General features: G+C 32.2%; 9 protein-coding genes. 4 read left to right on the forward strand and 5 right to left on the reverse strand.

Annotation, left to right across the window (positions count from 1 at the left end; all coding sequences use genetic code 11):
• The first annotated feature begins 5 nt into the window (after nt 1-5).
• Genes NAAC61_RS02065 through NAAC61_RS02075 form a run of 3 tightly spaced genes read left to right on the forward strand, consistent with a single transcriptional unit; the run spans nt 6 to nt 3,099 of the window.
• A complete protein-coding gene (locus NAAC61_RS02065; protein WP_202695175.1) occupies nt 6-1,838 on the forward strand; it encodes an AAA family ATPase in 1,833 nt (610 codons plus the stop codon).
• Between the two features lie 32 nt (nt 1,839-1,870).
• Nucleotides 1,871-2,080 carry a helix-turn-helix domain-containing protein gene (locus NAAC61_RS02070; protein ID WP_202695176.1) on the forward strand — a complete coding sequence of 70 codons (210 nt, stop codon included), beginning with the start codon at nt 1,871-1,873 and terminating at the stop codon, nt 2,078-2,080.
• A 35-nt stretch (nt 2,081-2,115) separates the two neighbouring features.
• On the forward strand, nt 2,116-3,099 hold the full coding sequence (locus NAAC61_RS02075; protein WP_202695177.1) for a restriction endonuclease FokI catalytic domain-containing protein: 984 nt from the start codon (nt 2,116-2,118) through the stop codon (nt 3,097-3,099).
• On the opposite strand, the gene NAAC61_RS02080 is transcribed toward NAAC61_RS02075, so the two are convergent.
• Nucleotides 3,100-4,311, reverse strand: a complete 1,212-nt coding sequence (locus NAAC61_RS02080; RefSeq protein WP_202695178.1) for an ISL3 family transposase — start codon at nt 4,309-4,311, stop codon at nt 3,100-3,102.
• Between the two features lie 116 nt (nt 4,312-4,427).
• Here NAAC61_RS02080 and NAAC61_RS02085 point away from each other — a divergent pair, with 116 nt between their 5' ends.
• Nucleotides 4,428-5,210 (forward strand): restriction endonuclease FokI C-terminal domain-containing protein, encoded by a 783-nt coding sequence (locus NAAC61_RS02085; protein ID WP_202695179.1) that lies wholly within the window; start codon nt 4,428-4,430, stop codon nt 5,208-5,210.
• Nucleotides 5,211-5,240: 30 nt separating this feature from the next.
• Here NAAC61_RS02085 and NAAC61_RS02090 read toward each other — a convergent pair whose 3' ends face one another.
• The 4 genes from NAAC61_RS02090 to NAAC61_RS02105 all read right to left on the reverse strand — a co-directional run bounded on the left by NAAC61_RS02090 (nt 5,241) and on the right by NAAC61_RS02105 (nt 13,653).
• A complete protein-coding gene (locus tag NAAC61_RS02090) occupies nt 5,241-7,241 on the reverse strand; it encodes a Dam family site-specific DNA-(adenine-N6)-methyltransferase (protein ID WP_202695180.1) in 2,001 nt (666 codons plus the stop codon).
• A 590-nt stretch (nt 7,242-7,831) separates the two neighbouring features.
• A complete protein-coding gene (rlmD, locus tag NAAC61_RS02095; RefSeq protein WP_202695181.1) occupies nt 7,832-9,007 on the reverse strand; it encodes a 23S rRNA (uracil(1939)-C(5))-methyltransferase RlmD in 1,176 nt (391 codons plus the stop codon).
• Nucleotides 9,008-9,122: 115 nt separating this feature from the next.
• The gene (locus tag NAAC61_RS02100) at nt 9,123-10,397 is read right to left on the reverse strand and encodes a hypothetical protein (protein ID WP_202695182.1); all 1,275 of its coding nucleotides are present in this window, start codon (nt 10,395-10,397) and stop codon (nt 9,123-9,125) included.
• 88 nt (nt 10,398-10,485) lie between these two features.
• Nucleotides 10,486-13,653 (reverse strand): hypothetical protein, encoded by a 3,168-nt coding sequence (locus NAAC61_RS02105; protein WP_202695183.1) that lies wholly within the window; start codon nt 13,651-13,653, stop codon nt 10,486-10,488.
• Between the last annotated feature and the right edge of the window lie 28 nt (nt 13,654-13,681).

Below are 13,681 nucleotides of genomic sequence, written 5' to 3' on the forward strand. Positions count from 1 at the left end.
CCCAAATGGCATTTTATATAACAAAGGTTACAGCAACTGGCCCAGGGAAAGCCCCTGCCACAGTAACATTTAGAAAAGGATTAAATCTCATCTGCGGGGTTTCCGACTCCGGAAAAACCTGCGTATTAAAATGCATACAATTTGCTATGGGTGTAATCAAGAAACCTTTTGAGAAAGAGCAAACAGGTTATGATAGTGTTAGTCTAGACATTATGACTCCAGATGGTCCTATTCACCTTTCTCGAATACTTGGAAAGAATGTAGTAAACGTGGTCACTGAAATTGCTTCAATTGATGGTGGCAACTATGACATAGACTATAAAGGCAAGGGAAATAAGAACCCTGTCTTAAATGAACTGTGGCTCAAAGTAATTGGTATTCATAAACTTCCAATGATAATAAGCACCCAGGATTTCACTAGGCAACGCTTAAAATGGAATACTCTTATGCGACTTTTTTGGTTAAAAGAACAAGATATTGAGAATCCAAAATCTGTACTTTTACCATCAACACCTACACAACACCCTTATTTTTTTGCATCTTTGCTCTACCTTATCACAGGAGATAATTACCCAAATGGTGAAGAGCAAGATAAAGATGAAATCAGCAAAGCTAAAAGGGATGCTGTTCGTCAATTTGTGAATAGTAGGATTTCACATATGTCTAAAAAAAGAGAAGAACTTCAAAAAGCATTATCTGCTTATAATAACTTAGATGTCGAAGAAGAAATGCAAAAATTAATTGACAATTTGTCCGAAACTGAAGAAGCTATCGCAGCCGCCACAGAGGAAAGCAAGGATTTACTTAGTACTTTACTTAATTTAAAAGAAAAGGAAGCAGAAACCAAAGTAACTCACTCTCACTTTCAGGCACTAAAAAGCCAATATACAGCTGATATAAAGAGGCTTACCTTTATTGTAGATGGAGAAGTACATTTACACTCTGTAGGCAATAATAAAAAGTGTCCTTTTTGCGACGGAAGTATTCCACCAGCAGAAAGGAAATCTTATATTGAAGCATCAAAATCCGAACTAAATCGTATAATCACACAATTGCAGGGCTTAGCAGAAAGCGAAAATGACGTCATTTCAACTTTAAATGAAGTTAGAAATAAGATTAAAAATTTAGAAGAACGAAGATCCGAAATTGAAAAATGGATTGAAACAGAACTCGCTCCTCAAGCTGATAAATTAAGAGAAGGCATACAGCAATACCGCTCTTATATACAATTACAACAAGAATCAACTGTTCTGCATAACGTTTCCCAGGAGTGGATTACAGAGCTACAAAAGCAAGAAAATAGCGAGGATTTAGATAAACCCAAATTTAAACCAAAGGAACATTTTCCCGTAGACTTTAATTCACGTATAGATGAGATAGCTTATTCAATATTAACTGACTGCAAATATGAAAATCTGAATACAGCTCATTTCAACATGGGAACCTTTGATTTAGAAATAAATGGATATGCCAAAGAAGATAGTCATGGCAAGGGATATTGGGCATTTATCAATACCGTATTAGGATTAACCTTTAGGCAGTATTTACACGAGGAGGCTATCTACAAACCAGGAATTTTTGTAGTAGATACTCCCTTACTTGGTTTAGATCAAGGTGTTGAAGATAATGCTCCTACAAGCATGAGAACTGCCTTATTCCAATACTTTATTGATAATCAATCCGAGGGACAAATGATAGTTGTAGAAAACACAAAAGACCTGCCAGAATTAGATTATGAGGCAGGTGGTGCTAAGGTCATAGAGTTTACTCAAGACAAATACAAAAGCAAGTATAAAGAAAGTCGTTATGGTTTTTTACATGATGTATATAGTAATTAGGATGATAATCCTTATAACGGAGGTGGCAATATATGCTACGAATAAGCTATAATAAACTTTGGAAAATGTTAATTGATAAAAATATGAACAAACAGGATTTAAAAAATGCCACCGGAATAAGCTCTGCCTCAATAGCAAAGCTAGGTAGAGGTGATAATATTACGACAGATGTTCTCCTTAAAATATGCGAAACTCTAGATTGTAAGGTAGAAGATATTATGGAGACTATTGATGATAAATAATGTCTGTTTAACCATTATTAAAGGAGGAAAAATATATGATTTCAAGAACATTCGGTTGGGTTCAGAATCCCTCTGATTTTTCAAAACTAAAATTAGTCGTACAAATTTTTGATAACCAATCAGAACACTACAAAACCCTAAGAGATATACTTGTCCCAAACTTGATTTACTTTCCAGAAGTTAAAAATCAGTTGTTAACAAAGTTAAAAAGTAACACCGCCGATTTTTCATATTTAGAACTTGTTGGTACTTCAAAAGGAAAAAATGGAAAATCACCAAATAAACGTTCAGATGCTGTTGCTGATGCGCTAATTCAAATTACAATTTTGCCTCAGTCCCTCAATACAACTGGAAAACGCTGGACAGATAATTGGACATCTGATGGCTATTTACGTTGGGCACTTAGTCTAAACTTAATCAAACATGATAGAGAAACTGATATGTGTTCGATAACACCTTTAGGTCTTGAATTTTCACGCACAGGAAATGATTCAGATGAAGAGACTGAGATTCTTCGAAAAGCACTTTTGTGTTATCCTCCTGCTACACAAGTACTGAAAATTATTAGTGAATCTAAGAAGCCAATTACTAAATTCGCTATTGGTAGTCAACTTGGTTTTGTTGGGGAGAAAGGATTTACCTCTTACGATGAAGAGCTCATGCTCGATTGGTTTAAAACCGCAAATACTGTGGAACAAAAGAAAATAAAATCAGACATTGAAGGCACAAGTGATAAATATGCAAGAATGATTGCTTCATGGTTGCAAAAACTGGGTTTTGTCGAAAAACACAGTACAACTATTGAGACGAGAAATGGGGAAAAAGCCGGATTCCAAGAATTTAGTATTACTGCTCGTGGGCTACATGCACTAAAACAGAGTAACGGCAGCTCAAAAAATACTCGTGTTTCTAAATTTTTAACATGGGAATTTCTTGCCGTAGAAGGAAAAAACCGTGATTATATACGTACAAGAAGATCTTATATTCTTAAATGGTTCTATCACGAAAATAGTGGGTAATTAAGCTGGAGTTAAATTAAGTTTACCAAGGGCAATAAAGATAGTGATTTTTAAATTCTTTAATGTTTTAAAACCAAAAGCCCTTTTAGTAAATCCTCTAAGTTTAGAGTTCATACCTTCTATTTTACCGTTAGAGATATTCGTTTTTATGTGCAACAAGATACCTTCTATGTGATTTAAAAGAGTCTTAGCAGCTTTAATCATTTCAGGTATATTTGATTCTATTACCTTTTCATACCATCGTTTAAAATACTTAGCTGCATAAGAAGGTTTCTTGTAATCGAACATCTTTTTGAACTCAAGTACCAATCCGTAGGCTTGAACTGTATCAAGGTGTTGATATTCCATCAATTCATCGAGTCTAACTTTATCTTTCTTGGTAAGGTTGTTAGGATTTTTTAATAGCAAGTATTTTGTCCTTTTGAGTATTTCATGGTACCCTTTATTCTCTCTGGCTCTTACTTTATCAAGTTGGACACTTAATACATTAAGCACATGGAATTTGTCAAATACTATCTTTGCTTTTGGAAAATGTTTCCTGGCTCCAGCTTTGAAAGGTACCGACATATCCATGCATATGGACTTTATGTCTTTTGGATCACCGTTTTTTTCAGTGTATCTTTCTTTGAATGATAGGAAGGTTTCTGCATCTTTTCCATCAGCTATATGTACAACCTTTTCTCGTTCCACATCTAAGAAATTGGTTAGATATACATGATGCTTTTTCCTTGCTATTTCATCAACAGATAACGTTTTTATCGGTTCTTTTGAGAAATCTTGTTTTTCTAATTCCTTTGAAACGTAAAAGTCTAATATTCTCCACAATCTATTTTGGGTTGTATTATACTTTTTAGCTATCTCAGCAACCGTCATGTGATTGTACAACTCGAGAATAAACGCTTCAAACAATAAGGTGAATCCAGAGTTTTTTCGAGCCCAAGGAACCTCTACAGTCTTTGTCCCATCATCTGTTTTTATCCTAGGTACCCTAGCATGTATATATGTTTCATATTGGAATAAGTTTAAGTGTCTCCAACTTCTTTGAACCGTATCGTATGCACTGTAATATTTACCGTTGTATTCGAACTTTGCACCTTTTTTGAAATCCACATATATGTTGATTGTATTTCCTTGTTGCTCTATCTTTTCTATGTACCATGGATCTGTTATATTCAGTATCTGTTCAAAGAATTTTGGTAGTTCTTTTCTCATCTGGCATCACTCCTTGTGTATTTTTGTGTTTTCTTACATGATACCAGATTATTTAATCATTTGTTCATGTTTCATTTTTTCTACCCACACTTTTTGGAAGAGAACCTCTTAAATATTTGCAAGAAACAAAATCTTTTAATGTTTTGATTGATAAACTCCGTCAAATTGGCTTTCAAGATGATATGAAGATTATTGAGAATGATATAAAAGGGTTAAATACATTTGGGATTAGAATTGATATAGATGGTGATAAACTTGAGTTGAAAGATTTGCTTGTTGATTTCACTATCCCTGCTCTTAACCTTACTCAAGAACTAAAAGATTTAGAAACAGAAAGGCGCAAAGCGGAATTCATGAATAAAACAGACTTATCAGCGAAATACATTGAGTTGCTAGAAATTGCATACGATGGAAAGCGAAATCGAGATTTTGAAATAGTTACTGCTGAACTCTTCAAAAAAGTTTATGGATTACAATCTATCTTACTTGGTGGTGGACGCAAACCTGACGCTATAGTATTTACTGACAAGTTTGGATTTATTATAGATACTAAGGCATATGGAGAAGGCTACTCAAAAAGCATTTCTCAGGCAGATGAGATGATTCGCTATATTGAAGATAACAAAAGACGTGATATAAATCGCAATCCTACTGAATGGTGGATTGATTTTGATCCGATAATCCCACAAAATCAATTCTATTTTATGTGGGTTTCTAGTAAATTTGTTGGTCGCTTCCAAGAACAACTTGACTACACTGCTAGTCAAACTAGCACAAATGGAGGTGCACTAAATGTAGAACAATTACTTCTTGGTGCAGACGCAGTTCTAAAAGGTATTCTCGATGCAAATACTTTACCTTTGTACATGAAAAACAAAGAAATCGAATTTATTTCTTAATAAAATAAAAGGAGCTTGCTTTGGCTCCTTTTATCTTATTTGTGTTTCGTAATAGTCGTACTCCATATTCTTCAATTGAAATGTATTTGTGTCATAGTTTGTTACCAACACTTCTATACTACCGGAACCTACCGTATTGTGTGAAGAGTTATCATAATTATAGTCCAAATAATTCACATCCACATTTGAATTTTTTATAAAAGACTTTAAATATTCATTAGACCGGCCTTTATGTTCTATTACGTTGCTTAGTGCCCAGCGGACACCCTGTCCCGTTAGTTTTCTTAATAAATCATACATTGCATTTTCTTGTTCCTCATTCCAATTCACAAAACCACGATTCCCATCGTTGTAATTACCTGTAGTAATAAGATAGGGCGGGTCTAAATAAACAAAGTCATTTTCAGTAAGGTTTGATATCTCTAGGTCTGTAAACAAACCATCTACAAATGTCGCGTCTATATTATCAAGTTTAGATACAAAAGAGCGTAAATTCCTTTCCATGTTTTCACTAAACTGACTTCGATTACGTCCAAAGGGATTATTGAATTCCATAGAATTATTAAATCTAAATTGATAGTTATAGCTATATGATACGAGAACATACAAATCTAATGGATTGGGGCTATTGTTATAATCAGATCGAAATTTTAAGTAAGCTTCTTCATTTGTCTTACTAAGGCCGTATTCATTAATTCTAGTTTTAATTCTTTCAACCAGTTCATCTGGTTTTTTAGTTGCAAAGTAACGGAACATCTCATTAATACGATCATTCATGTCATTAAAAACATAACGTTTAGCATCTACATTAATCCCTACATTTGCCCCACCACTAAATAAATCAACAAATGTGTCTATATTCTTGGGGAATAACGGTATGATTTGTTTCAATAATTTGTATTTACCCCCGATATAATTCAACGGACTCTTGATGTAAGAATTATTATTTGCTTTCCATTTGTCCATTGTCTTAAGAGTTGCTGCAATCACTTTACCTTTTTTTATAGGTTTTTTTTGAATATAAATAAGTGTTTCACTTAACTTATCTCTATTTGACGGTATTTTAGATTTATACTTGCGATAATCAATATGCTCAATATCAATTACACCCTTAAAGGAGTATCTTTTCATTAAATTAGTTAACTCATTGATTGGTATAATTCCTTCATCATTATAGCTTAAGACAATATGTGTTGCACTTATATTGCTAATCAAGTCATCCATAGCATTTAAAGCCTTACGCTTCATAGCATAGTCACTACGTAAATTTGACCAATCAAAAATTTTCGTTTTACCACTTAAACTTGGTTTATCATTCCTAGCCACGTTCTCTAATAGGTGGTAATTAGAAGCATACTGCCTATTATTATATGGTGTATCAATATAAGCTATATCAACATCAAGTCTTTTAATTAGTTCATTTGCATCTTCGTTAAAAGCTTTATTCTCTTTTTTATTATCTTTCACTTCTAAAGGAATTAATTCTAAATCTTTTAATGCGCGTTTATCCCAATGTTTTAAATATGCACCATAGGTTCCGGTTATATTACTCACAAAAGGAATAGCTTCTATCAGTGAAGATAATAGATAAAAATATTCACCTTCAGTAATCCACATTTTATTTTTCCATAATTCGATTGTTTCACGAATGTAATCTATCCTTTTTCCGTTTTCTACAGTAAGGTACATACTATCTCCTGTAGGAGTATAAGCTTCTTCATAATAGTGGCTTCCTGTAAAATCCATCTTATCTGCGTTCTTTTGTAAATATAAGATTGGGTCTACGATTCCATTATGTTGTAATCCGTCAAAAGATAATTCTTTATTATTTTCAATAATTGCTCTAGCATTAACATAGCTAAAATATAATAAGTCATTAGAATAGACTGTAAAATCTTTCTTGAAATAATTTCCAACAATATTTGTTCCTGCAAATAAGTCAAGGAAAGTTTCCTCGCTACCGTTAGTATGCTTAGAAAGTAAATTTTCTATATTTTCAACCAGTAATTGTTTAGATCCTATAAATCTCAAATTAACATCCCCTTTCATCCTTGTCTAATATAGAATACTATTATTTGATGAAATAATCAACTATAAAATTAAAAAAACAATATCAAATTAGATTTTATATATTGCTTTAATATATTTATATACACCACTTTTACTAAACGGTTAAACCATTAAAGCAAAACTTCATTTGCATGGGTGAGCTCAATTCATCAACTAAACCATATTTCCTTAAATCTCACTCATAATCTACAACTTTACCCGCCATCAGAAACAAAGAACCCCCTGACAACACTGAAAATGCACCATTTTCAAGGGCCTATACATCTATTATCTTGTCAGCAGGCAGAAGATTTCAAGTATTCTCTAAGGAAATAGCAATTGAATCTGGCCTCCTGATTAGGATTAATAAAAGTGATAACTATTTTATCAACTCACCACGTCTTTGCCAGCAATCGTGTCAACTCACCACATCAATATCCATATCATCTTCTTGATCATCTAACCCGCCTATCTTGGACAAGTTCCCACAAAGAAAAATCCCGTGATTATCCTTCCGGCTTGGAGCCAGATCTCAAATCACGGAAACCCTTTATTTATAAAGTTTTTTATCCCTAAAACATCGTATTTACCTTAACCCTTGACATCAATACTACCGTCTCAACGTGGTCAGTGTGTGGGAACATATCTACCAGATGAAAATCTGAGATTGTGTAGAGATCGGATAATTCTTTTAAATTGGGTATTAGAGTTTTAGGGTTACATGAGATATAGATAATTTTATTAAATTGTTGGGTTTTTATGAATTTTATAAGATTTGGGTGTAATCCAGCTCTTGGTGGGTCCACCACTATATAATCAGGTTTTTCTGTACCGCTTTGTTGTTTAACAAAATCTTTTACATCCTCATTTACAAATTCTACGTTGTTGATATTATTTAATATGGCGTTTTGCTTAGCTGCCTCTACTGCTTCTTTTATAATTTCTATTCCATAGACTTTTTTCGCCTTATTTGCAAGTAATAGGGATATTGTGCCCGTTCCAGAATAAAAGTCATATACAACATTTGAATTTTCTGCATAAGATAACGCAGTTTGGTATAAGATCTCTGCTCCTTTTGTGTTTGTTTGAAAGAAAGAGAATGGACCTATTTTGAAAGTTAAATCAAAAATTTTTTCGTAAAAATAATCTCTACCGTATAGTATTTCCATTTCATCTGCTTTGACAACGTTGGCTTTAGATTTAGTCTTACTTTGAATTATGGAGACGATATTTCCTTTTAAGTTAGTATTCAACGTTTCTTCTTTCCATGTTTCTACTTCTTGATAATAATTATTGTCTAAAGAAGTCACCAAGTTTAAAAGTATTTCCCCAGTTTTTAATCCTTTTCTGATTCCCAAATTTCTAAGAAAGCCAGAGTGGTTTTTATAATTTCTAAAAGGTATGTTTTTGTTTAAGAAAAATTCTCTTGTTTGCTTAACGATAGTGTTGAAGTCATCGTCCACTAACTTACAATCTTTTGTGTAATAGACGTCGAACTTCTTACCTTTTCCTCTTAATCCCAAAACAAGAGGACCATCTTTGTATTCGTTACCAAAAGAGTATTCCATTTTATTTCTGTATTCATATATATACACAGAAGGCGTAATACCGTGATAATTATTAGGTTTTATGTGGTATTGATCAAACAACGAAAAAACGATGTTCTCTTTTATTTTTAGTTGTTCTTCGTAACTTATATTCAATTTACTACATCCACCACATTTTTCAAAGACTGAACATTTCTGCATTTTATGACTCCCTTTTCGATAATTAAAATAAAAAATACCCCCGAACAATTCAATTTTAACACTTTTCGGGGGTAAATGGTTATTTTCTTACTTTAACCTTATTTAAAGAAGAGGGCTAATAACTAATTATACTTTCTTCCATGCCAGCTATTGGGTCTAAATATTTTGTTAAATCATCTTCGTTCCCTGAAACTGCTTTAAAGTGCTGATATGAACCAACTTCTTGACTATCAGGATACCATAAATCGTTCCAGCCTTCTAAATCTGATAAATTGGGTATTTCATATTCGTATGAATCTGCACTTCCCAACCAACCAGAGGATAATACTATCATCATAGTCCAATTAGCATTTACTAAAGAGGTATTATAAAATCTCAATTCATGATTGTTGATTTGGGGATCATACTGATTCCATGTGAATGTATTGTTTGAAAAGACAGGTTTTTCCCAGTTAGTAGAAGGAAGGGTGTCCAAAATTTCAATATCAGACGGATAGTCTGTAAATTTTGTAAATAATCTATAAACTGAGTTTTCAGAATCGTTGTGACTTAATTCTAAAGCATATAAGTCATCTGAAGTTGCAAGAGATTGAGGGATTTTTACCTTGGAATTATCTTCGAACCAAGTAAATATTGGGGTTGTTCCACCCACTAACAAACTACCCCATGCGGTTGCATCGTTTATGGTGGTTGTAGCAATGTATGTTGCGAAGTCTTCAAAGTCAGACCATGAAATGTCTTCGTTGTCGGTACCAGCTGCTATTGATCTATCTCTGTCTATATATATTTTTGAAAAATCTTCATTTTGATCTCCGGCTAAAATTACCAAATCATAGGTGCCAGGAATCGCTTCTAGTTGGAATATTAAATCATCCACAGTACTAAACCATGGAAATCCATGACCTATACCGTAAAATGTGCCAGCACTTTTCCCTATAAAATCATTTCCAAAATTCAAATTTAATGTAGCATCAAAAGTATCTGGCCAATACTCGAAGATTATTGGTACTTCTTTTCCTTCTGTGGTGTTGAGATTCATTACTTGAATGTCGTAGTTAAATTCCTCATTCCAAGGGTCATACCATTCGTTGACAGCATAGATGCTAAAATTCCCATCTGCTGATTCAGGGGTAAAAGTATACACGCCGTTAGTTGAACTTAATTTTTTCCAGGTTCCATCTTTCCCATCTTGATAAGCTAAAAACTCCACACTTTCTCGAACAGTGCCAATAATAAATGGGCTTTCTCCAAAAAGTCCAATAAATGTGTTTATAACTACTTGATTGGTTATGTCATCTCCGTTGCCATCTCCGTCGATTGGTAAAGTTGCGCAACTTACAAAGAGCAAACCGATCGCTAAGATCATAAAGAACATGCTTAATTTCCTCATTTAAAATCCTCTCCTTTTATTAAAAGTTGTTTATTAGATTTTAGTAAAGAGATCTAAAAAAAATCTAAAACAACTTTTTTGGAGAAGATTAATAAATTTGGAATTCTTTGACGAAGTAATTTATTTCTTTTGAATTAAAAGCTGTTCCTAACTCTTTTTTGTACAACTCATTGATATATTTGTAATAATCCAAAGCCTTTTTTCTTTCACCTTTTTTCAGTAGAAGATTGATGTACTCAATGTTCATTTCGTCGGCGAAAGGTTCGATCCGTAAGTATTCGTCTAAATAATTTTCTGCCATTTCAATGTCTTTCTCTTTTTCTAAAGAATACAAAATAGCAAGTATTGACAGATAAGATTTTTCAGCATCTTCTATCTTTGGGATTGCCCAATCGTCGTAAATATTAGATGGTAAAAGGCCATAGGAATAGAGTTTCTTAGCCTTTAAATAATGTTCTTTAGCTTTTAAGTATTGCTTGTTTTTAAATGATTTATTTCCTTCTTCAAAATGGAGGATAAAATCTTCGTAATCCAAGTAATAAACCTTGTTTACATTGAATTTGTAATTTTTATTTTTTTGAAGTATGTATTCCTCAACCAAACCAAACTCTTGAAATCTCTTTCGTATGTCGTGAAGTGCTACGTATAAACTTTGACGACTTTTTTCAAAAGGTAAATTTGGCCAGAAATTTTCAATTATGAGATCTTGAATAATCCATTGATCATAATTCAAAGTTAAAAATTTAAAAAGTTCTAACGCTTTTTGATTTCTCACCTTTCTCATAGTTAAAACCTTATCGCCACATACTAATCTAAATTCGCCAAAGAGATAGATTTTAGGGTATAAAGCTTTTTTGGATTCAAGATAAGAGATTTCTTGTGCATCTTCCAATCTCAATTTAAATGAAGTAACTAAGGAAGGTATTTTAACTTCTGAATTAATTTCTGTGAGATCTCCAATTGAACTCGTTATTTCGGGATATTTTTGTAGAATGAACCGATAATTGTTGTCTGATAATAACTCTTTAAATGTTTTTAAATCATCCTTATAAGAAGACAAATTAAATGATTTACTTAAAAATAATTTTAAGAGTAACGCTTGAGTTAGTATTAATTTTGCTTTCCCTTCTGTGGCAATCTGAATAATTTTTCCAATGTATGACAGGGCTTTTTCGAATTGTTTTAAATGTATCAACAACCGAACTTTTTGTAGTTCAAAGTTCAATATCTGATATTCGTTGAAAATAGTTTTAGCAATTTTGATTGCCTTTTCAACTGTTGAAAAAGACTCTTTAAGTTCACCTTTTTTTAAAAGATACAGTGATTGGACGAAGTAATAATTTGCTTGTAGAAATTTTGATCTTGAATAATAATTTTCAGCTTCCATTAAACTTTTTTGAGCAGAGTTTAATTCGTTTTTTTCTACTTCTAGTTTAGCTTGCAAGATTTTTAGAACAGGTAGGTAAGCAATGTTTTTAGTTTCCAAGTAGATATTTTCAAAGGCTTTGAGATGCTCTTTAGCTTTGTCATATTTTTGGGTTTCAATATAAAAATCGGCAAGATTCGCATTTAAAAGTGCTTTTCCGTATAGATCTTTTGAATCCTCAAAGCTTTTTAAAGATTTAATAAAGAAATTTTCCGCACTTTCTAAATTTCCTTCGATTAGAAAAATATTGTAAGCAAGGTTGTTGAGAAGCCAGGGTTTCATTTCTGTATAATTGAATCTTTCACATAATTCCATAGCCTTGTTTAAATACAGTTTCCCTTCATCTAATTTTGAAAGATAAGAATAACTGGTTCCCAATAAATTGTACAAGGAAGTTAAGCTCTGGTAGTTTTCATTTGGTATACTTTTTAGCAATTCATTTCCCATTTCGATGACCTTTTCATATTTTTCCTGATGCCAGTAAATTCCTATTATTTGTGTATCTATATTCTCAAGAATACTTTTATTGGAAATTTTATGGATATTATCTTTTACAAGCCTATAATCTGAAAGAGCTTCATCAAACATGGAATATTTCTCTTCTATAACGCCGCGGTAATAGTACAATTCAATGTTGTTGCTGAAAAAAGAGGTGGGTATTAAATCTAACCATTTTTTGATGATTGAAAAATCTTTTATCAATAGCTCAGAATGGTTGAGAAAGAAGTCATAGACTTTTTCTAAATCTTTCATATTTAGTAAGCAATGAAATTGTCCATAGTAATCTTGCTCTTTTTGATATATGTTAAAAAGCGTCTGGTATATATCGCTTTTTTCTCTTTCTCCAATGCCTTTAGAGATAGTTCGACGGAATATTTCGTTCATATAGTAATAATGCGGATCTTTTTTTTCTAACATGTTTAGATCGTATAACTTTTCAAAAGACTCGTGAATTTTTTCATCGTTTTTGAGATTGAAATATGCTTTACAAATCTTTGGCTCTATTTCATTCATTAAGCTGAAAACTTTCAAATACTCTCTTAAATCTTCTGATAAGGCTTCAGTTAGTAAGTTTATATATTCATCTATTTTTTTTGCTGAATCTATAAGCGTTTCATAATTTTTTAGATTTGTTTTTTCTATGTATGTGGTTAAAAGGTTAATAAAAGTAGGTATTCCATCGGTCAATTGGTATAGCTCTAACAAGTTTACTTCTGACAAGTTAATTTTTTTTGTGCTGATATAATTTTTAAGTTCATCAAAAGAAAATTTCAGTTCCTCTTCTTGAATAGTGTAAACATTATTTGCCATAGCAAATTTTGTTAAAGGAATTGGAAACTCTTGGTTAGTAGTAAAAAGGAAATGGACGTTTTGGGGTATGAAGTTTAATAACAATTTGAGAAGATTTTCATTTTTTCCTTCAAACATAACATTTTCGAAGGAATCAACAAATATAAATATTTCTTCTTTACTATTTGAAAAGGCGTTTAACAGTTCAACAACCTTCTCTTCTTCCGTAAAAAAAGAAATATTATTTTTTAAATCATCATCAAATACTTTCAGATTTAGAGTTTTGGATAAAGTATAGATTAGATGATTTAGGAAGGTGTCAAAATCAAAGTAATCCTGTGGGCAACTAATCCATACTTTCGATTCTTTCAATTTATCAAAATACATACTAAAAGTAATGCTCTTACCGTATCCTGAAGGAGCTTTTATTAGAATGTAATTTTTACTTTTATTATCGATCAAAGAATTAAGTAACTTTTCTCTATATTGATGATGTGGTTTTATTAAGAGAGGCTTAAAAACCGGGTCTAATATTTTCATATTAATCAGCACCTTTGTATATTCAAAA

It is taken from the genome of Petrotoga sp. 8T1HF07.NaAc.6.1, assembly GCF_016772115.1.
Lineage (GTDB): Bacteria > Thermotogota > Thermotogae > Petrotogales > Petrotogaceae > Petrotoga > Petrotoga mobilis.